Genomic DNA, 22,192 nt, shown 5'->3' on the forward strand with positions numbered 1-22,192 from the left:
ATTCCTCCTTACCCTTTCATCTGTTGAGAACGAACTAAATCGATATGTTCTAAAGCTTTTCCTGTTCCAATCGCTACACAATCCAACGGGTTTTCTGCAATGAATACAGGCATATTCGTTTCATCACTAATCACTTTATCTAAATTACGAAGAAGTGCTCCACCACCAGTTAACACAATTCCTCTTTCCATTACGTCTGCAGAAAGCTCAGGAGGTGTTTGTTCTAAAGTTTTTTTGACGCCATCAATAATAGTAGAGATAGCTTCTTTTAATGAATCTGAAATTTCTTCAGATGTAATCTCGATTGTTTTCGGTAATCCTGTTAATAAATCACGTCCACGGATTTCCATTTTTTCATTACTATCATCGACACGAGCTGTGCCAATTTCAATTTTAATTTTTTCCGCAGTGCGTTCACCGATCGTTAAGTTATATGTTTTACGAATGTAACTAATGATTGATTGATCCATTGCATCGCCACCGATACGAACAGATTCACTAGTTACGATACCACCTAAAGAAATAACCGCTACTTCTGTAGTACCTCCACCAATATCAACAACCATCGAACCTGTAGGATCCCAAACTGGTAAATCTGCACCGATAGCAGCTGCAAATGGTTCTTCAATTGTAAAGGCTTCTTTAGCACCAGCTTGTCTAGATGCATCAATGACCGCACGTTGTTCAACAGATGTAATTCCATAAGGAACACAGATCATGACATTTGGTTTTTTCCAGTTTGAACCAGAATTTTTCAATGCCTGTTTTAAATAATATTCAATCATTGCTGTTGTAATATCAAAATCTGCAATAACACCGTCTTTCATAGGGCGAATTGCTACTATTGAACCAGGTGTACGACCAATCATATTTTTCGCATCATTACCTACTGCTACAATGTCACCTGTTTTTGTATTTTTTGCTACTACTGAAGGTTCGCGTAAAACGATTCCTTTTCCTTTAATAAAAACTAATGTATTCGCTGTGCCAAGATCGATCCCGACATCTTTATTTCCTAATCCAAACAATTTTGTACTCCCTTTCTCTGTAAGCAATTCTATAATCGTTGCTTATAAACTAAGAATTATTATAGCGGAAAAGCTCGAAAAATTATAGTGCTACTTGTACTGTTCTATCATATTTGTCAAACTTCATTCAATTATTATCGACATTTTTCATTTTATTTCGATTCTCTCAATGAAACAAATAAAATAATTATGTAAGTTTTTACATTCTTGTAACAAGCGCTCCATACAAATGACGAAAAAAATCAAAATAGGTTCGTTAATTTAAAAATGAAATATGAAAGAATTATTTTTAATATAAACCATTCTTTTTAACATGCTTTTGTTAACTTATTGTAAATGAAATGTTACATCATTTCATTTCAACTTATTTTGCCCAAAATAAAAGTCGAAATCCGTTCAAACGGACATTCGACCCTTATAATTCAAATTATAGGAAGATTACATATATCCTTTTTCCTTTAAACTAATAAATTGATGGTCTCCAATAATAACATGGTCTATTAATTCGATGCCAATAATATATCCCGCTTCTTGAAGCCGTTTTGTTACTTCAATATCCTCTGGGCTCGGCGTTGCATTGCCTGATGGGTGATTATGGGCACAAATAATAGAAGCAGCAGACCGTTTTACTGCCTCTCGAAAAATTTCTCGAGGGTGAACGATGCTTGAATTTAAACTACCAATAAAAATCGTTTGCTTATGCAAAACTTGATTTTTTACATTTAAAAATAAGGTAACGAAATGTTCTTGTTGAAGGGATGACATTTCAGGCATTAAATAGGTGGCTACATCTTGTGGGGAACGAATCGTAAAACGAGAATCAACTTGTTTTTGGGCTAGTCTTCTACCAAGTTCAATAGCTGCTAACAGTTGAACAGCCTTAGCTTCACCTATTCCTTTAATCGCTACAATTTCCTCTAATGTAGCGTACTTCAGTTCATGAAGCTTTTCAAAATAAGTTAATACTCGATTAGCTAACGTTAAAACCGATTCTTGTTTCGTACCAGTCCGTAAAAGAATGGCGATTAATTCTTGGTTAGATAAACTTTGGGCTCCTTGTCGAATTAACCTTTCCCTCGGCCGATCCTCAACATGCACATCACGTATTTTTAGCTCTGGAAATACGGCAACCGTCATTCAATTATCACTTCCCTTAAAACTTTATAATATTTAAAGCAACTAATTTTTCAAATAGGCTTGCTAATGGTAGTCCTACAACGGTGTTATAATCTCCTTCAATACGATCAACAAATAAAACACCATCGGTTTGAATACCGTACCCCCCTGCTTTGTCAAAAGGATCTCCCGTTTGAACGTAAGCTTTTATTAATTCTAGAGGGACATTTTTAAAGTGCACGTTCGTCACTTCTACAAGTGTCTCTTCGTTACCATCCGGACAAATAATGACTACAGCTGTCATTACCTGGTGATGATTATTTGATAATTTCGTTAAGTGGGAGATGGCTTCTTCCTCTGTTTTTGGTTTATGCAACAATGTATCTTCGAATACAACGATTGTATCTGCACCAATGATTGTTTTCCCTACTTCTCTTTTTGCCACGTCTCTCGCTTTTAATAATGCTACTTCTCGTACGTAATCTTTTAAATTATCAGCTTGCACAGTTGTTTCTTCTACATTGCTTGTCACAACATCAAAGGGAATACCTAACGTTGAAAAAAGTTCTTTTCTCCTTGGTGATGCTGATGCTAAAACGATTTGGTGATCTGTTTTATAATTCATGTCCATTCCTCCTACCTTTATGATAGCTGAGGATTGGAAATTTGAAAAATAACTTTCATTTATCAATCATATTTTTCCCCTAAAAAAATTCATTAAAATTCGATTTTCATACAGTCATTTTGACTAAAATAATGGGCAATTAAATGCAGGCGAGCATTGCCTAAATCTTGCGAAAAGCTTGATAACGCTGAAGTGATTGATTGCCAATCCTGCGGAACATTATCAGGAACATTCCCCTCTTCAAAATAAAATTTTGAAGGGTCGTTACTTTTTAAATATGTTGGTAAATTTTGCAAAGTTGGTTCACTACATGCAGCACCTGAAAATCGAAATGTCTTTGCAAAAGAGGTTGGATTTTCTGACAAAATCAGTTCTTCTTTTACAGGCGTAATCGAAGACCATACATAATAATTACCATCCACTTCTACAATAGCACTTGTATTTAAAGAGGCATGTTGAGATATAAATTCCGTAGCCGCCTCATTACTCTTAAACACCCCGTATTGGTTTGCGAAGAATTCCACAGATAATTTATCATCTTTTGTTGCTGTTTCTTCCTTCGATTCTTCCGTAGCTTGTACTGGAACGGTTTCCCCATCTCCCCCATTGGCTTGGTCAGTCGAAGAATTCATCGAATTGAGTAAGATGATAAAAAATATCACTCCCGCTAGCCCAGCGACTGATCCTATAATTGCTGCATGCATAAGTTCTCTTTTTCCTATAACCTTCGGAAATTTCATTCGCATCACCTCATTGTAACCGTAACAAATCAACAATGAAAAAAAGCGAGACTTTTGACGCCTCACTTAAAAAATATTTCGCAAAAACTAATGAAATTCGATATAATTCAACATTACTTACAACCAACATTCTCATTTTTTGCCTGTTTCATACCTATCACTTTCATCTGGTTAACAGTTCTCTGATGATACCTAATAAATATAGAGATCCCGTCACAAAGGTTTTAATCGGCTCATTTGTCGCATTTTGTATGAAGGAAACCGGATCCGTTAAAATAACTTTTTTAGAAGCATTACTTAATTTACATATATCTTCTGCTTTCATCGCCCGCTCATTTGGAAAGTCAACAAAATAAAATTCATCACTTACTTGTTCTAACAATTGAAGGACAGAATCAACATCTTTATCTGCTAGCATCCCAATCACAAAACGGACAGGGTCATTCGGAAATTGGGATCTAATCGTTTGAACTAAAGCATTTGCGCTGGCAGGATTATGGGCTCCATCAAAATACACATTCGGCATTACTTCCTCAAACCTTCCAGGCAATTGGGCACTTTTTACACCTTGTTGAATTTTTCCGATTTCCAACGGGATTCGAAAATGTTGTGCAATTTTGATGAAAGCGGTAATGGCTAAAGCCATATTATCTGCTTGATGTTTTCCTGGTAATAAACGTGTAAGGTGAGGTATTTCCAATCCTTGTTCCTTATTGCGATAAACATCTTCTTCACCAACCGTTGCCACATCAAAATGTTCCCCTAAAGCTAAAACGGGTGCTGATTTATTTTCGGCTTCATTTTTCACAACAATTAATGCTTCTTCCGATAATCGCCCTATAACCACTGGTCTACTTTGTTTAATAATGCCCGCTTTATGCTTTGCAATGCTTTGAATGGTTGGTCCAAGAAACTTCGTATGGTCTAATGCAATACTTGGTATGATGGAAAGTAGTGGCGTTACCACATTTGTACTATCCTCTCTTCCCCCCATTCCAGCTTCAAGCAAAACAAGATCTACCTTTTTCTTCGCAAAATAAAGAAAGGCGATGCAAGTTAACAGTTCAAAATCAGTTAACTTACCACTTAAACCCGATAGACTCAACTGTTGAAAAATTTTATCCATTTCCTTATTGGTGATTGGTTCCCCATTGATTTGTATTTGATCATGAACATCAACAATACAAGGGGACATAAACTTTCCGACGGTTAGTCCATGATTTTTTGCAATTTGCTCAATAAAAGTCAAAGTGGAACCTTTTCCATTAGTCCCAGCTATATGAACGACTTGCAACTGATCTTGTGGATGATGAAGTGCTGTTAAAGCGGCTTTGATTGCTTCTAATCCCGGTTTTATGGATAGGTCACTTTCTACGTTCCATTTCCGTTTATAGTCATCTAACTTTGGAATCATGACAGTTCTCTTCCTTCTCTACTAAAAATTTTCGAACTTCTGCTATGAAGTATAATGATCCTGTAATAATTAAAAGTTCATTTTCTTTTCTATTAGCCAATTCAACTTCGATTAACTGCATCCAATTTTCATTGACATTCACCTTCGAATGGCTTGACTTGCTTGCTAAGACCCGAGCTTTCGCTGCACGGGGTAAATCAATTTCAGTAAAATTCATCGCTGATGCCACTTGATCCATCATTTGAATACTCATCTCATGATCTTTATCTTGTAATGCGGCATAGATGAATTTGTATTGTTTGTTTGGATACACTTTTTTTAATGTTTCAATTAAAGCTGTAGTACCTTCGGAATTGTGGGCTCCGTCAATAATGACACCCTCACCTATCTGTTCGAATCTTCCTTCCCAGCGTGCATTTTGCAATGCTTGCCGAATAGTAGATTCTTTAATATTACGATCAAAGAGTAAAGAAGCTGTAATCGCTAATGCTGCATTATCAATTTGATGATTTCCTTGCATCGCTAAAGGAATGGAAGGAAAAACGTGTTGTTGAAAATGATAGTCGAATTGTTGTAGTAGCCCTATTTTTTCATTTGATGTAACAATTGACTCATTTAAAAAATACATTGGTGCATTGCATTCCGCGCCCCGCTGTCTAATCACTTTTTGCGCGTTCATTTGTTTCACACCAACAACGACAGGCTTTTCAAATTTAATAATTCCAGCCTTTTCAAAGGCGATTTTTTCAATCGTATCCCCTAATATGTCGGTATGCTCTAAAGAAATCGTTGTAATGACCGAAACTTCTGGTGTGATGACATTCGTAGAATCGATTCGTCCGCCAATTCCTGTTTCCATTAAGGCGACATCGACCTTTTCATTCGCAAAATGCATTAAAGCAATGACTGTCATAATTTCAAAAAAACTTGGAAACTGTCCATCCAAATTTGTTTCGATAATTTTTGCGACTTTATTGGCATATTGTAAAAATGCTTCATCCGAAATTTGAGTATGATTAATCGTAATCCGTTCATTCACCCTTTCTAAATGGGGTGAAATAAAAGCGCCAACTCGCAATCCATGTTCCGTTAAAATAGCTCGGGTTGCATTTAAAGTGGACCCTTTCCCGTTCGATCCAGCAAAATGAATAAACTTTACCTTTTCCTCGGGATTTCCTAACAGCTGTAAAATTTTCCGAACAGCTTCTAGCGGTTGTCCTTTATATGTACTTGCCTTTAATGTAAAGATGAAATTCGTACATTCTTCTATAGAGTGAAACATATTTTCTTCTCCTCGATTCATTCATTAAAAAAACAACAATTCTCCAACTTAAGGTTATTGTAAAAGAAAAAATGCCCTAGTTAAACTAGGACATCTTTTATCATATTACATATTTTTTAATTCTGCTAAACGTTTTTCAACCGCTTCATATTTTTCTTGATAATCAGCCAGTTTTTCTCGTTCTTTTGCAACTAAAGCTTCTGGAGCTTTTGAAACAAATTTCTCGTTTGAAAGTTTACCAGAAACTAATTTCACTTCTTTCGCCCATTTTTCTAATTCTTTTTCTAAACGAGCAATTTCTTCATCTAAGTTAATTAATCCTGCAAGTGGTAAATAAATTTCAGCGCCTGATACTACTGCCGTCATGGATTGGGCAGGTGCTTCTAATGCTACTCCAATAGATAAAGTTTCTGGATTACAGAACTTTTCGATATAAGCAGTATTGTCTTCTAACACTTTCGCTGTTTCCCCATCCTTAGCAGAAATAAATAATGGAACTTTTTTACTCATTGGCGTATTTACTTCAGCTCGAATGTTACGAACAGAGCGAATAATATCTGTTAATAGCTTCATACTTTCCGCATCTTGAGTAAAGTTAAACTGTTCTTTAACTGTTGGCCATGCAGCAACTGTAATTGACTCGCCTTCATGTGGAAGGTGTTGCCAAATTTCTTCTGTAATGAAAGGCATAAACGGATGTAATAATCGCATTGTTTGATCAAGTACGTAAGCAAGAACAGAACGTGTTGTTTTCTTCGCTGCTTCATCTTCTCCATAAAGAGGTAGTTTCGCCATTTCAATATACCATGAACAGAAATCGTCCCAAATGAAGTTATACAATTCACGGCCTACTTCACCGAATTCATAACGATCTGCTAAATTTGTTACCCGCTCAATCGTTTCATTTAAACGAGTTAAAATCCATTTATCCGCAACATTTAAATGACCTGTTAAATCGATTTCCTCATATTTCATCCCATCCATGTTCATTAAAGCGAAACGGGAAGCGTTCCAAATTTTATTGGCAAAGTTCCAAATCGATTCTACTTTTTCTGTTGTATAACGTAAATCTTGACCTGGAGATGATCCAGTTGCTAAGAAATAACGTAAGGAGTCGGCACCATATTGGTCGATTACTTCCATTGGATCTACACCATTGCCGAGGGATTTACTCATTTTACGTCCTTCACCATCACGAACTAACCCATGAATTAATACATCTTTAAATGGACGTTCCCCTGTAAATTCTTTCCCTTGGAAAATCATTCGAGAAACCCAGAAGAAAATAATATCATATCCCGTTACTAATGTACTTGTTGGGTAGTAACGTTTATAAAGTTCATTATTTTCATCAGGCCAGCCCATAGTAGAGAATGGCCATAGAGCAGAAGAGAACCAAGTATCTAATACGTCTTCATCTTGCGTCCAATTTTCTGCATCTTTCGGAGCCTCTTTCCCTACATAAACTTCTCCTGTTTCGTTATGATACCAAGCTGGGATTTGGTGACCCCACCACAGTTGACGTGAAATACACCAGTCACGGATATTTTCCATCCAACGGGAATACGTATTTTCAAATCGGGAAGGAACAAAGTTTACTTTACTTTCTTCATTCCCTTGTAAGTTAAGAGCAGCCTCTGCTAACGGTTGCATTTTTACAAACCATTGTTTTGATAAATATGGTTCCACAACAGCACCTGAACGTTCTGAGTGACCTACAGAGTGGGTATGAGGCTCGACTTTAATAAGTACTCCTGCTGCCTTTAAATCTTCTACAATTTGTTTACGGCATTCGAAACGATCCATCCCTTGATACTTTCCAGCATTTTCATTCATCGTACCATCTTCGTTCATCACGAGAATACGTTCTAAGTTATGGCGGTTACCAACTTCAAAGTCATTTGGATCATGGGCAGGTGTCATTTTTACAACCCCTGTACCGAATTCCATATCTACGTAATCATCTGCTACGATTGGAATCTCACGACCAACGATTGGCAGGATAACGGTTTTACCAACTAAATGTTTATAGCGTTCGTCATTTGGATGAACGGCTACCCCAGAATCACCAAGCATCGTTTCCGGACGAGTTGTTGCTACTTCCAACACACCTGAACCATCTGCCAATGGATAATTCATATGGTAAAACGCACCTTCAACATCTTTATAAATTACTTCAATGTCAGATAAAGCTGTTTTTGCTGCTGGATCCCAGTTAATAATCCGTTCACCACGATAAATTAAGCCTTTTTCATACAATGAAACGAATACTTCTTTAACGGCATCCGATAAACCTTCATCCAATGTAAAACGTTCTTTTGTATAGTCAAGAGCAAGGCCGATTTTTGCCCATTGCTCACGAATATGGCCAGCATATTCTTCTTTCCATTCCCACGTTTTCTCAAGGAACTTTTGACGGCCTAAATCGTAACGGGAAATCCCTTGTTCGCGAAGTTTCTCTTCAACTTTTGCTTGTGTTGCAATACCAGCATGGTCCATACCAGGTAACCATAATGCGTCGTATCCTTGCATACGTTTCATACGGATTAAAATATCTTGTAATGTCGTATCCCATGCATGCCCTAAATGTAATTTACCTGTTACATTCGGAGGTGGAATTACAATGGAATAGGGCTGCTTTCCGCTTTCAGGCTGTGCTTCAAAAAATTTCCCTTTTAACCACCACTCATAACGACCCGCTTCTATACTTTGGGGATCATACTTCGTTGGCATTGTTAAGTTTGGTTGTTCTGTCATATTGACTCCTCCTTATGATATTTTTTAAAAGCGAATAAAATAAAAAAACTCCTATCGCCCTATCAAAAGGACGAAGGAGTTTTGATTCTATTTTTCGCGGTACCACCTTTAATTCCGAGATAAGGTTATCAATTCAAACGAAATAACACTAATATCTCGACACTCATTGTGGTAACGGGGTTTACCCGGCATTTTGCTACTATCATTTCACAAAAGCTGCTCCAAGGCTACGTTCAAATGGTTGCAAGCAGAAACTTTTCAGCTACCGTTTCCTCTCTTAAGCAAGCAAGCACATTTTACTCTTCCTGTTCATCGCATCCATCATTATTCACTTCACTTTTGTCAACCGATGCAATTTGATGAAACCAATTTAACAATTCATCATAACTATATAGTATAAGACAACGGTTAAACAAAGTATAACTGTTCTTATTGTATAATATACCATTAACAGTTTTCAAGTGACAATAAATTTGATGAAAGGAAGTGAAAATATGAAAAAACGAAGTAACTACAATCCCTATTTGTTGCCACCATGGCTTAGGAAAACTCGATTTTTTTGTAAACAAATTGCCATTCCCATTGCGGTTTTCCAAGCTATCCGAACATTAATAGTACCAACAACTGGCGATTTTATTTTATTACTCATATTAGTTTTATTATGTTGGTTATTTGCGAATGATTTTATTTGAGAAATTTAGAATCGTATACGACTCCGTTAATTCTTGATAAAAATCATCCGTATCCGTAGGGAAATATTGAGTCGATTCCACTACTTTATCTTTATTTACAGACTCAGATGTTTCTTCACTATTATCTACAAGGTTACCACTAGAAAACGTAATATGATCCAATGATTTTCTACTACTTTCATAAGAATCGAATAATACGTTCTCATTTTCTACAACTAGTTCCAGCTCTTCAGTCGGAGTTTGTCCAGAGGTATTAGTTGTATTCTCCACCTCTGGTTGCATTTGAGCAGTTGATGGTTCTTGAACAGTTGGCTCCTCTGGAAAAATAGCATCATGTCCAAAACGAATTTCTTCTGTCACCTGTGATTCTTCTTGTTGTGTTTCATCTTCGTTTAACTGTTCAGTAAATGTGATTGCTTCGTTCAATGGTTCAAGATTCGCTGTTTTTTCTGGTATCGTAGGTTGTTCAGGGAAAACGGCTTCATAATTAAATTGAATTTCTTCAGTTACTGGAGGTTGTTCCGATGACGAATTTTCCACTTCGTAATGGAATAAAGCACCTTCGACAGATTCTTCAAATTGACAATCAACATCCCATTTAAATGTACAATTTGAACCATTATATACAAAGTACGATACATCATTTATACAAATTTGAGGCTGACTTTCACTCGCAACTTTATCACGAGGCAAATCAATTTCTAAAGGTAGTGCATATTCAAAATAACCGTTATTCCCTTCAAATTCCAATTCTTCGATATAAGTACCATCGCTATACTCCGGCAATTCATTTGGATTAAAACGTGCCGTAGCTGCTATATGATAAATACCGACTAAACGAATGGAGTCATCCGTCTCAATTTGTTGCCAAATTGGTTTTATATCAACAGATAGTACTTCTTCCACAACACCTAACTGTTCTGGAAATACAAATTGCGTCATCATATCCCAATTAATATTTTGCATATGGTATCCCTCCCGTATCTACCATATGCTTCAAGAAAATAAGTATGCTAAGAAATGTCTATAAAACTTCCGTAAGTAAAAGGCATTTCATACTTATTCTTATTTTTTATTTTAATAAAAAAAGAGTGCCTATCTCCTTTGAGATAGACACTCTTTTCCATTATCGGGCTAATTTGGCAAACACTTTATGGAATGCTTCTACGGTTTTTTCAATATGCTCTTCTGTATGAGCAGTTGAAATAAACAATCCTTCAAATTGGGAAGGTGGTAAATAAATCCCTTCCTCCGCCATTAATTTATAATACTCAGCAAATAATTTTAAGTCTGAAGTTTTAGCTGAAGCAAAGTCCACTACCTCTTCATTTGTTAAGAATAAACCAATCATTGAACCAGCGCGATTAACAGTATGTGGAATATTGTATTTCGTTGCTGCTTCACGAATACCCGCCTCTAATTGGTCACCTAATTTTTTGAAATATTCATAGGATTCTGGTGTTAAACGAGATAACGTCTCAATACCAGCTGTCATAGCTAATGGGTTACCGGATAATGTTCCGGCTTGATAAACTGGACCTGCTGGTGCAATTTGCTCCATAATTTCCCGTTTCCCTGCAAAGGCACCAACTGGAAGACCACCGCCAACAACTTTACCAAGGCATGTTAAATCCGGGTTCACACCAAAATAACCTTGAGCACAATGATAATCGACACGGAAACCAGTCATTACTTCATCAAAAATAAGAAGGGATCCATTTTCTTCTGTTACTTTTCGTAACCCTTCTAAGAAACCTGGTTTCGGAGGAACAACTCCCATATTTCCTGCAACTGGCTCCACAATTACAGCCGCAATTTGTTCACCAAATTTTTCAAATACTGCTTGTACTGCTTCTAAATCATTATAAGCAACTGTTAATGTATTTTTAGCGATATCCGCAGGAACACCAGGGCTATCAGGTAAACCTAGAGTAGCGACGCCTGATCCAGCTTTAATTAATAAAGAATCACCGTGACCGTGGTAAGATCCTTCGAATTTTAAAATAATATCTCTACCCGTATATCCACGGGCTAAACGTAATGCTGCCATTGTCGCTTCCGTACCAGATGAAACAAAACGTACCATTTCAACAGATGGAACTCGATCAATAACAATTTGAGCTAATTCATTTTCCAATAAAGTTGGAGCACCAAAAGAAGAGCCTTTTGCAGCTTGCTCTTGAATAGCTTTCACAACTTCTGGATGGGAATGACCTAAAATAAGGGGGCCCCAACTTAATACATAGTCAATGTATTCATTGCCATCGATATCTTTAATAATGGCACCTTTTCCAGATTCCATAAAAATTGGATCTGTGTTAACTGATTTAAATGCACGTACAGGGCTATTTACCCCACCAGGCATTAAATGAACACTTTCAGAAAATGCTTGAATCGATTTTTCATATGTCATGATTATTTCCCCTCCAACCAACGGACAGCATCTTTTGCATGATAAGTAAGAATCATATCAGCACCAGCACGTTTCATACCAAGTAAAGTTTCTAGCACTACCGCTTTTTCATCAATCCAGCCGTTTAATGCTGCTGCTTTTACCATCGCATATTCACCAGATACGTTATAAGCCACGATTGGTAAATTGTAATTGTTACGAACATCACGAATAATATCTAAATAAGATAGTGCAGGTTTTACGATTAAGAAATCTGCTCCTTCTTCGATATCGGATTCTGCTTCCCGGAATGCTTCTAAACGATTCGCTGGATCCATTTGATACGTTTTACGGTCTCCAAATTGGGGAGCCCCATCTGCTGCTTCACGGAATGGACCATAGTAAGCAGATGCATATTTTACAGCGTAAGACATAATCGGTACATCTTCGAAACCAGCTTCATCTAAGGCAACACGAATAGCCGCTACGAAACCATCCATCATATTGGATGGGGCAATAATGTCCGCTCCTGCTTTTGCTTGAGATACAGCTGTACGGGCTAAAACATCTAGTGAAGGGTCATTTAAGATTTTTTCTCCTTCTACTACTCCACAATGACCATGATCAGTAAATTCACATAAACATGTATCCGCAATAACGATTAATTCCGGATGACGTTCTTTAATTAAACGAGTTGCTTCTTGAACAATACCATGGTCATGGAATGCACCAGTACCTACAGCATCCTTTTCTGCTGGTATACCGAATAAAATAACCGATGGAATTCCTAAAGCGACAACTTCATCTACTTCTTCAGCTAATCTGTCCAAAGAATATTGGAAAACACCAGGCATGGAGCTTACTTCATTTTTTATATTTTCCCCTTCAATGACAAAAATCGGATAAATAAAATCCTCTTTATGCAAATAAGTTTCTTTCACCATTGAACGCATTGTTGCGGATGAACGAAGACGACGATGTCTTTTGAAATTAAGATCTTTCATGATTGATTTCCTTCTTTCTTTGAATTTCTTCAATAACTGCTTCCATTGTATAAACTTTCGGTTTGTATGTAACTTCAGCACCATAAAACGCTATTCTTGCTGCTGTTATATGGCCAATGGCAGCTAATTTAGCTTTATCCCACCCGGTAATAGGGGCAACATGATTTGCAAAAACATCTACAGCTGAAGGGCTTGCGAAAATAAGGATTGGTTTTGCCTTTGTTTGTACAAGTTCTATTAAAGACTGAATATTGGTCAGATTTTCATGTGTATCATACACAGTCCATTCTTTCACGTCAAAAGGTAATCCCCTTTTCAGCGTATCTTTCGCTTTATTTCCTTTAATAAACAAACAGTTTAGTTCGTCCCCCGTTATCGCTGGGAACTCCTTCACAAATACATCGGCACTAAAAACCGTCGGCATGAAGCTTACTTGGAAGCCATTTTGTTCCAAAGATTTCGCTGTTTTTGTACCAACCGCCGCCACCCGCCCATTAAAGTGGGCAGGGGTTAAATGATGGCGTTTCATCTTATCACAAAAGGCTCTGACTCCATTTTGACTTGTGAAAATAAGCCAGTCAACTATTCGAGCTTTTTGAAGTAGCTCATCATCATTTCGATGAATCGTTTCTTTCGTTTCAATAAGAGGACAGGAAATAGCTTCTCCACCTAATGACTGAATTTTAGTAAGGATTGTAGTCGATTTTGTCGTACCCGTTAAAACGACCGTATTTCCTTCTAAAGGTTTAAGCATTTTGTTCAGCCTTTACTTTCTGAATTAAATCAAAGGCTCCTTGCTCTGTTAAAATGTTCGCTACTTCTTTCCCTAATTGCTCAGGGTTAGTTCCAGTTAAAGTTTCTTTATAAATAACAGATGAATCTGGGGCTGCAACTAGTCCAGTTAAAGTTAATGTATCCCCTTCAGTTTTTGCATAGCCTGCGATTGGCACTTGGCAGCCACCATCCATAGCAGCTAAAAAGGCACGCTCAGCATGGGCTTCGTTCCAAGTAGTTTGATCTGTTAATTTTGCTAATGCATCTAATAGCTCTTTGTCATCTCCGCGACATTCAATTCCTAATGTTCCTTGGGCTACTGCAGGTAAACATAAATCGATATCTAAATATTCTGTAACGACGTCATCATTCCAACCAAGACGTTTCAGACCAGCTGCAGCTAAAATGATTGCATCGTAATCTTCATTTTCAAGTTTTGCTAAACGAGTATCTACATTTCCTCGAATCCATTTAATTTCAAGATCAGGTCTTGCCTGTAAAAGTTGAGCACTACGACGTAAAGAGCTTGTCCCAACAACTGCTCCTTTAGGTAAGTCCGCAAATTTCACATGACCTTTTGAGATAAAGGCATCTCTTGCATCTTCACGGGGAGGAATACATCCAATAACTAACCCTTCTGGTAATACTGCTGGCATGTCTTTCATGGAATGAACAGCAAAATCGATTTCTTTATCATACAAGGCTTGTTCGATTTCTTTTACAAATAACCCTTTCCCTCCAACTTTAGACAATTGAACATCTAAAATACGGTCTCCCTTTGTTACAATTTCCTTTACTTCAAACTCAAAAGGAACTCCCGCGTTTTTTAATTCATTTATAAACCAGTTCGTTTGAGTTAGTGCTAATTTACTTTTCCGTGAACCTACGATGATTTTTCTCATGATAAGCCTACCTTTCTACTAATACCAAAAATGAAAATTGGATAATTTACTACCTAAGAAGAAATTAATTACAACAAGTAAGAAAGTGTAAATTTGTGCCCAAGCAAAATTTAAACCTGTAAGTTTCCCACTATGATGTAATACTAAAACCGTTAAATAAATAACCGTAATGACAAAGGAACCGACAATTTTTATATCGAAAATGGAGAGGACCTCCAATTTTAAAAACGCCCATTCCAAGCCTAATAATAAACTAATAAAAATAATCGGAACACCAATTAAAACGGAATAAAACATCCACCTACTCATTTGATGCAAACTAGGTAAGCGGGACCATAATTTCGTATACTTTTTCTCCTTTAGCAATCTGTATAAAATTAAATATAAAACAGAAAAAACAAAAGAAAGGGAAAAAGCAGCATAGGAAATAATAGCAAAGGATATATGGATAAATACCATCTCAGATTCTAGCGATTCAACTAGTGGATGTTCGACCTGATTTGGTGCAAATAAATGAATCGTCACAAAGATAAATCCTAAAACATTAATAAAAAATACAGGTAAATCAACTCGTGCAATACAATGTAAAATAATCGAAATCGTCACAAGTAACCATGCGTAAAAGTAAATCCCCTCTGTCAATGAGAGAATAGGGAAACGCCTAATTTCGATTATATAAAGTAAAAAGAATGCAGTTTGTAAGACCCATACGACGGAAATGAGCCAAAAGCCAATTCGTCGAATTTTAACACGTTTGTAGAAAAAATCGATGAAATAAAATACGATTCCGACGGCATAAAGAACAACCATGATCTCATAAAGCCTAGCCATTGCTAATTGTGTCATTTCGCTACCCTTCTTCATCTTTTACAACTTTTATCAATCTAATACCTTATTCAAGGTTTTCAGTAAAAATATGTAAAACTTCAAAAAATAAGCGTTCTCGTATCTCAGTTTACCATACAGATACGAAAACGCCTCAATTACAAATAAAAATGCCTACTTTTAATACAAGGCAACAAATACAATATATAACGAAAATCAAATAGTTGCTTCCATATTAAGAGGCTTTATTTAGCCAATATCCTTCTAACTAAATAAAATTAATATGACAATTTCCCATCTAAAACTGCCTTATTTTGTGAACTTTCCATAAAAGCTTGTTCACTTCGCTGTTGAGTATTCACTTCTTCATTGACTGCTTCTTCAATACCAAATATTTGTTGGAAAAGCATCAATTGTTGATTTGCCTTAGGTGAATTCGCCAATTCCTTCGCTTGTAAAATAGGATCCTTCAATAATTGATTAATGATGGATTTTGTATGTTTATTTAATATTTTGCGTTCACGTTCCGTTAAGTTAGGCATTTTATTTTCAATACTAGACATCGTTTCTTTTTGAATGCGATCCGCCTTTTTGCGAAGGGCAGAAATAACAGGAACAACGCCTAAAGTTGCAAACCAATCTTTAAATTGAACGACTTCTTGTCCAATCATTTCTGTAATTTCTTGAGCCGCTTGTTCACGTTCCGCTAAATTTGCTTCCACAATACCTTGCAAATCATCTATATCATATAAGAAAACATTTGATAAATCGCCAATACGTGGATCTAAGTCACGGGGTACTGCTATATCGACCATAAATAAAGGTTTCCCTTTACGTAAACGTTCTACGTACTCCATTAGTTCCAAGTCAATCACATAATCTGTCGAACCTGTAGAACTAATTAATATATCTGCTTCTAATAAAATACATTGTAGTTCTTGCATTGATTTCGCATCACCGTTAAATTTCGATGCTAGTTTTTCGGCCTTTTCAAAAGTACGGTTAACAACAGTTACTTTCCCTACACCGTTACCGTATAAGTTTTGAATCGCCAATTCACCCATTTTACCAGCACCTAATATTGCAACGTGTTTATTTTTTAATGAACCGAAAATCTTTTTAGCAAGTTCTACTGCTGCATATGAAACAGATACTGCATTTTCATTAATTGTCGTTTCATTATGAGCACGCTTAGCGAAAGTGACAGCTTGTTTGAACAATTGGTTGTAAATCGTACCAGTAGAACCAATTTCTTGGGCTTCTAAAAAGCTTTTCTTCACTTGTCCAAGAATTTGAGTTTCACCTAACACCATTGAGTCAATTCCTGATGTAACTCGGAATAAATGATGTAACGAATCGTCATCTTCTCGAATATATAAATGAGTTTCAAATTGTTCAACAGGAATGTCGAACCATTTCGCTAAAAATTGTTTAATATAATATCGGCCTGTATGCAATTGATCAACTACCGCATATATTTCAGTTCGGTTACATGTTGAAACAATTACGTCTTCTAATATGCTTTTTTCTTTTTTTAATGCTGCCATCGCCTTCGGTAATTCACTCTCAATAAACGACAATTTTTCACGAATTTCGACTGGCGCAGTTCTATAATTCAAGCCTACGACTAGTGTATGCATGAACTTTACACCTCACACGATCTATTTCATAAATTTTATTTTAACATAAAGAAAGCGTTATCCACACGATAAAATGTGAACATGCTATGAAAGTATTTTTAAATTAGAATTATTCTAAAGTAAGTGTAACAAATATTACGTGATGTTTCAAATTAGAATGCTTAAAAAGAAATAGTTAGAATAATTCTATTATTTCGTTATGTAATGTCGAAATATCGTTTAAGAAAAATACGCTAGCAAAAATTTTACTAGCGCATGTAGATTTATGTAGGATTACATTCGTTTTTCAATTTCAGTCCAAGCTTGTTCGAAGCCTAAACCTGTTTCTGATGAAAAAACGATTAGTGGATCATTTTTATCCATCTCTAACGTTTCTCTTACTACTTTTTTATGCTTTTCCCAATTACCTTTTTTTATCTTATCGGCTTTTGTTGCAATAACGATGGCAGGAATGTTGTAATACTTTAAAAAATCGTACATCATGACATCATCTTGTGTAGGGGCATGTCTTAAATCAACGATTAATACAACAGCACGTAATACTCTACGCGCTGTTATATATCGTTCAATCATTTTCCCCCACGCTTCCCGTTCCTTTTTGGAAACTTTGGCATAGCCATAACCAGGTACGTCAACGAAAAATAATTGTTCCTCGATTTTATAAAAGTTTAACGTTTGCGTTTTCCCTGGCTTAGATGAAATACGAGCTAATGCTTTTCTGCCAATCATCTTATTGATGAAGGAAGATTTCCCTACATTCGAACGGCCCGCTAAAGCAAATTCAGGAAGTCCATCTTCTGGATATTGCTCTGGTTTAACGGCACTTATAACCATTTCTACGTTATGGACTTTCATTTCATTTAAAACCTCCAACAAGTGCAATATTAAGCACTTCTTCTGCAGATGATACCGGCTTAAACGTCAATTGTTCACGAATTGTGTCTGGAATATCATCTATATCTTTTTCATTATCCTTTGGAATAATAATTGTAGTTAAACCTGCACGATGGGCTCCTAATGATTTCTCTTTTAAACCACCAATCGGTAATACACGTCCGCGCAATGTAATTTCTCCAGTCATCCCTACTTCACGATTAATCGGTTTATTGGAAATGGCTGAAACAAGGGCTGTCGCCATCGTAATCCCTGCTGATGGACCATCCTTTGGTACTGCCCCTTCTGGAACGTGAATATGAATATCATGTTGATCGAAGTAATCTTCATCAATTGCTAATTTATCCGTTAAAGAACGAACATAGGATAACGCCGTTTGGGCAGATTCCTTCATTACATCTCCAAGCTTACCTGTTAAGATTAATTTACCCTTCCCAGGTGTTAATGATACTTCGATTTGGAGTGTATCGCCACCAACAGTCGTATAAGCTAAACCAGTAGCAACCCCTACTTGGTTTTCTGTTTCTGCTTGACCATAGTGGAATCGGTGTTTACCAAGCATATCCTCTAATACTTTTGAGTTCACCGTCACCCGTTTTTTCTCACCGGAGACAATTATTTTAGCAGCCTTACGACAAAGGGAAGCAATTTGTCTTTGCAAATTACGAACACCGGCTTCTCTAGTGTAATAACGAATTAAATCAATGATTGCTTCGTCTTTAATAATAAGCTGAGATTTTTTCAAACCGTTTTCACTAATTTGTTTTGGTATTAAATGATTTTTTGTAATGAGCGTTTTTTCAATTTCTGTATAACCAGCAATCGAAATGATTTCCATACGATCTAGTAAAGGTCCTGGGATTGTGCTTAAATCATTAGCCGTAGCAATAAATAACACTTGTGAAAGATCATAAGGTTCTTCCAAGTAATGGTCACTAAAGGAATTATTTTGCTCTGGATCTAATACTTCCAACATAGCAGCAGATGGATCGCCACGGAAATCGTTGGACATTTTATCGATTTCATCTAGTAGAAATACCGGATTTACTGTACCAGCTTTTTTCATCCCTTGAATAATACGGCCAGGCATTGCCCCAACGTACGTACGTCGGTGACCACGAATTTCCGATTCATCCCTTACTCCACCTAAGGATACGCGGACAAAATGACGATTTAAACTTTCAGCAACAGATTTTGCCAATGAAGTTTTACCAACCCCCGGAGGCCCTGCTAAACAGAGTATTGGACCACGGACAGAATTTTTCAATTGACGGACAGATAAATATTCTAAAATACGTTCTTTTACTTTTTCTAATCCATCATGATCACGATTTAAAATTTCTTCTGCATGTTTTATATCTAAACGATCTTCCGTGCTTTCCTTCCAAGGAACGGTAATAAGCCATTCTATATAATTTCGAATAACCCCACTCTCAGCACTTGCAGCTGGAAGCTTTTCATATCGATCTAATTCTTTAATTGCTACCCTTTTAGTGGATTCAGGCATACCAGCTTCTTCTACCCGTTTCCGCAAATCGGCTACTTCTCCCGTTTTTCCTTCACGGTCGCCAAGTTCGGCTTGTATCGCCTTCATCTGTTCGCGCAAATAATATTCCTTTTGCGTCCGTTCCATCGCTTGTTTTACTTTAGAATTGATTTTCTTTTCAAGGTTTAATACTTCCTGTTCATCATGAAGACGAACGATTAAGTGATTTAACCGTTTCTTTACATCGAAAAGGCTTAAGACTTCTTGCTTTTCCAACACTTTAAAAGGCAAATGGGATGCTACGATGTCACAAAGTCGACCAGGTTCTTCAATGTCTATAACGGAATCAATCGTCTCTGAAGTTATTTTGTTTGATGATTTGGCGTATTTTTCAAAATAAGAAATTAAAGTACGCATTAACGCCTCGATTTCTGCGTCCTTTTCCGTATCATCTTCATGAATTTCAAGATTCACTATCGTGAAATTCTTTTGTTCTTCATAATGAGTCATTTTCGCACGGCTTATGCCTTCAACTAATATGCGCAAAGTTCCATTTGGAAGTTTTAGCATTTGTTTTACATTTACTAGTGTACCAATGGAATAAAGCTCATCTTTTGTCGGCTGTTCCACACGTAAATCCTTTTGTGTTGCTAAAAAGATTTGATTTTCGTTTAACATTGCGTGTTCTAAAGCCGCTACCGATCGAGCTCTCCCTACATCAATATGTAAAACCATTGAAGGGTAAACTAATAAGCCACGTAATGGTAATAGTGGAATATTTTCTTTTGTTTTAGTCATGCGGGTATTCACCTCCATCCACATTTTCCGTTACAACCCGCTTGTTTAGTATGTGATAAAAAAACGACATTTCACTTACATATTCATAGTAAATTCTGTATTGAGCGAAAATGTTAGTCTTATACCTACTACTTATTATGTAAATAAAAACTTAAATTAGACACTTATATGTAGTTTATTTTTGGAACAAAGAGCTGACTTACGAAATAGCGCTAATTAAACGCAAGTTCGAAGTCAGCTCTCAAAACTAATTGCTGAACTTTAGCTAAATTAAGCTGAAGTTTTTTTGTCTGAAATATTTAGTTCTGTTCCATCAGCAAGAATCAATTTCGGTGTAGCTTTTTCCGTTATTGTTTCCTTCGTAATAATACATTTCACAATATCTTCACGGGAAGGAAGTTCAAACATCATATCTAACATTGTTGATTCAATAATCGAACGCAATCCGCGAGCCCCAGTTTTTCGTTCAATGGCTTCTTTTGCAATCGCTAACAATGCTTCTTCTTCGAAATCTAATTCCACTTTATCTAGTTCAAACATTTTTTGGTACTGTTTCACCAAAGCATTTTTCGGTTCAGTTAAAATACGCACTAATGCGCTCTCGTCTAACTGTTCTAAAGATGCTAAAACTGGTAAACGTCCAATGAATTCAGGAATTAAACCAAATTTTAATAAATCTTCAGGAATTAATTGAGAAAGTAATGACGCACTATCCTCTTCCACTTTCTTCGGATCAGCACCAAAACCAATTACTTTACGTCCTTGACGACGTTTAATAATTTGTTCAATACCGTCGAACGCTCCACCAACAATAAATAGAATGTTCGTTGTATCTATTTGTAAAAACTCTTGATGCGGATGTTTTCTTCCACCTTGTGGAGGAACACTTGCAACCGTACCTTCAAGAATTTTAAGTAATGCTTGTTGAACACCTTCGCCTGATACATCACGTGTAATTGAAGGGTTTTCAGATTTACGAGCTACTTTATCGATTTCATCTATATAAATAATCCCTTTTTCTGCACGTTCGATATCATAATCAGCAGCTTGTATTAATTTTAAAAGGATATTTTCAACATCCTCACCAACATACCCCGCTTCAGTAAGAGAAGTCGCATCTGCGATTGCAAATGGTACGTTTAAAATACGTGCTAATGTTTGAGCAAGGAGTGTTTTCCCACTACCAGTAGGTCCAATTAAAACGATATTCGATTTTGACAATTCGACATCATCAATTTTGCTGTTCGAATTAATTCGTTTGTAATGATTGTACACAGCAACTGATAATGCTTTCTTGGCGCGCTCTTGTCCAATTACATATTCGTCTAAAATCGATAATATCTCTTTTGGTTTAGGGATCTCTTGAAATTCAATTTCCTCTTCTACCCCTAACTCTTCTACAACGATTTCAGAACAAAGCTCGATACATTCATCACAAATGTAAACGCCAGGTCCAGCTACTAATTTACGTACTTGTTCCTGTGGTTTTCCACAGAATGAACACTTTAAATTGCCTTTTTCATCATTAAATTTGAACAATTTGCTTCACCCCTATTCAAGCAACAATCTTACAAGATTCTGTTATGTTTATCAAATAAGTTGTTTCGATTCACCCATAATAGCATTTATTATAAGCTTATTTTGTCTATGTATTGATTCAATATGTCAAACAAAATTTGACTAAATCCAATGAAAGTTGTTAAACATTGAGAAAATTCCCTAATTTTACCGACAATTCAGAATATTTCTAGTTTTAAAACAAGGTACGGTGAGTTGCCGTACCTTGTCACAATATTCATTCAACTACATTGTACTAGAAAACC

18 protein-coding genes and 1 other annotated feature are annotated in these 22,192 nt (G+C 36.4%); of the genes, 1 reads left to right on the plus strand and 17 read right to left on the minus strand.

The window, feature by feature from the left end; all coding sequences use genetic code 11:
• Positions 1-8 precede the first annotated feature (8 nt).
• From MHH69_RS11590 to MHH69_RS11620, 7 genes are all read right to left on the minus strand, one after another.
• Positions 9-1,028 carry a rod shape-determining protein gene (locus tag MHH69_RS11590; RefSeq protein WP_122971615.1) on the minus strand — a complete coding sequence of 340 codons (1,020 nt, stop codon included), beginning with the start codon at positions 1,026-1,028 and terminating at the stop codon, positions 9-11.
• 438 nt (positions 1,029-1,466) lie between these two features.
• Positions 1,467-2,165 (minus strand): RadC family protein, encoded by a 699-nt coding sequence (radC, locus tag MHH69_RS11595; RefSeq protein ID WP_122971614.1) that lies wholly within the window; start codon positions 2,163-2,165, stop codon positions 1,467-1,469.
• Positions 2,166-2,181: 16 nt separating this feature from the next.
• Positions 2,182-2,769 carry a Maf family protein gene (locus MHH69_RS11600; protein WP_122971613.1) on the minus strand — a complete coding sequence of 196 codons (588 nt, stop codon included), beginning with the start codon at positions 2,767-2,769 and terminating at the stop codon, positions 2,182-2,184.
• A 92-nt stretch (positions 2,770-2,861) separates the two neighbouring features.
• Positions 2,862-3,509 carry a hypothetical protein gene (locus MHH69_RS11605; protein WP_122971612.1) on the minus strand — a complete coding sequence of 216 codons (648 nt, stop codon included), beginning with the start codon at positions 3,507-3,509 and terminating at the stop codon, positions 2,862-2,864.
• A gap of 163 nt (positions 3,510-3,672) precedes the next feature.
• Positions 3,673-4,923, minus strand: coding sequence for a bifunctional folylpolyglutamate synthase/dihydrofolate synthase (locus MHH69_RS11610; protein WP_122971611.1), 1,251 nt, complete (start codon positions 4,921-4,923; stop codon positions 3,673-3,675).
• A complete protein-coding gene (locus MHH69_RS11615; protein ID WP_122971610.1) occupies positions 4,904-6,205 on the minus strand; it encodes a bifunctional folylpolyglutamate synthase/dihydrofolate synthase in 1,302 nt (433 codons plus the stop codon). The genes MHH69_RS11610 and MHH69_RS11615 overlap by 20 nt, the downstream gene beginning before the upstream one ends.
• A gap of 105 nt (positions 6,206-6,310) precedes the next feature.
• Positions 6,311-8,962, minus strand: coding sequence for a valine--tRNA ligase (locus tag MHH69_RS11620; RefSeq protein WP_122971609.1), 2,652 nt, complete (start codon positions 8,960-8,962; stop codon positions 6,311-6,313).
• A gap of 63 nt (positions 8,963-9,025) precedes the next feature.
• Positions 9,026-9,284: a binding site (T-box leader), on the minus strand.
• Positions 9,285-9,456: 172 nt separating this feature from the next.
• Between MHH69_RS11620 and MHH69_RS11625 the strand changes: the two genes are divergently transcribed.
• On the plus strand, positions 9,457-9,654 hold the full coding sequence (locus MHH69_RS11625) for a hypothetical protein (protein ID WP_122971608.1): 198 nt from the start codon (positions 9,457-9,459) through the stop codon (positions 9,652-9,654).
• On the opposite strand, the gene MHH69_RS11630 is transcribed toward MHH69_RS11625, so the two are convergent.
• From MHH69_RS11630 to clpX, 10 genes are all read right to left on the minus strand, one after another.
• Positions 9,631-10,620, minus strand: a complete 990-nt coding sequence (locus MHH69_RS11630) for a hypothetical protein (protein WP_122971607.1) — start codon at positions 10,618-10,620, stop codon at positions 9,631-9,633. The genes MHH69_RS11625 and MHH69_RS11630 overlap by 24 nt on opposite strands.
• Before the next feature lie 160 nt (positions 10,621-10,780).
• The gene (gene hemL, locus MHH69_RS11635) at positions 10,781-12,067 is read right to left on the minus strand and encodes a glutamate-1-semialdehyde 2,1-aminomutase (RefSeq protein ID WP_122971606.1); all 1,287 of its coding nucleotides are present in this window, start codon (positions 12,065-12,067) and stop codon (positions 10,781-10,783) included.
• Between the two features lie 2 nt (positions 12,068-12,069).
• Complete coding sequence (gene hemB / locus MHH69_RS11640; RefSeq protein WP_122971605.1) at positions 12,070-13,050, minus strand: porphobilinogen synthase; 981 nt, start codon at positions 13,048-13,050, stop codon at positions 12,070-12,072.
• On the minus strand, positions 13,037-13,804 hold the full coding sequence (locus MHH69_RS11645; RefSeq protein ID WP_122971604.1) for a uroporphyrinogen-III synthase: 768 nt from the start codon (positions 13,802-13,804) through the stop codon (positions 13,037-13,039). Before MHH69_RS11645 ends, hemB begins: the two co-directional genes overlap by 14 nt.
• Positions 13,797-14,726, minus strand: coding sequence for a hydroxymethylbilane synthase (hemC, locus tag MHH69_RS11650; RefSeq protein ID WP_341362383.1), 930 nt, complete (start codon positions 14,724-14,726; stop codon positions 13,797-13,799). The genes MHH69_RS11645 and hemC overlap by 8 nt, the downstream gene beginning before the upstream one ends.
• An 18-nt stretch (positions 14,727-14,744) precedes the next feature.
• A complete protein-coding gene (locus MHH69_RS11655; RefSeq protein WP_341362384.1) occupies positions 14,745-15,572 on the minus strand; it encodes a cytochrome c biogenesis protein in 828 nt (275 codons plus the stop codon).
• Positions 15,573-15,829: 257 nt separating this feature from the next.
• Positions 15,830-17,191 (minus strand): glutamyl-tRNA reductase, encoded by a 1,362-nt coding sequence (gene hemA / locus MHH69_RS11660; protein WP_122971601.1) that lies wholly within the window; start codon positions 17,189-17,191, stop codon positions 15,830-15,832.
• 273 nt (positions 17,192-17,464) lie between these two features.
• Positions 17,465-18,046 carry a ribosome biogenesis GTP-binding protein YihA/YsxC gene (gene yihA / locus MHH69_RS11665; RefSeq protein ID WP_122971600.1) on the minus strand — a complete coding sequence of 194 codons (582 nt, stop codon included), beginning with the start codon at positions 18,044-18,046 and terminating at the stop codon, positions 17,465-17,467.
• Position 18,047: 1 nt separating this feature from the next.
• The gene (gene lon / locus MHH69_RS11670) at positions 18,048-20,369 is read right to left on the minus strand and encodes an endopeptidase La (RefSeq protein ID WP_341362385.1); all 2,322 of its coding nucleotides are present in this window, start codon (positions 20,367-20,369) and stop codon (positions 18,048-18,050) included.
• 270 nt (positions 20,370-20,639) lie between these two features.
• Positions 20,640-21,908 (minus strand): ATP-dependent protease ATP-binding subunit ClpX, encoded by a 1,269-nt coding sequence (gene clpX / locus MHH69_RS11675; RefSeq protein WP_122971598.1) that lies wholly within the window; start codon positions 21,906-21,908, stop codon positions 20,640-20,642.
• Positions 21,909-22,192: the final 284 nt, after the last annotated feature.

Source organism: Ureibacillus sp. FSL E2-3493 (assembly GCF_038077515.1).
Taxonomy (GTDB): Bacteria; Bacillota; Bacilli; order Bacillales_A; family Planococcaceae; genus Ureibacillus; species Ureibacillus halotolerans.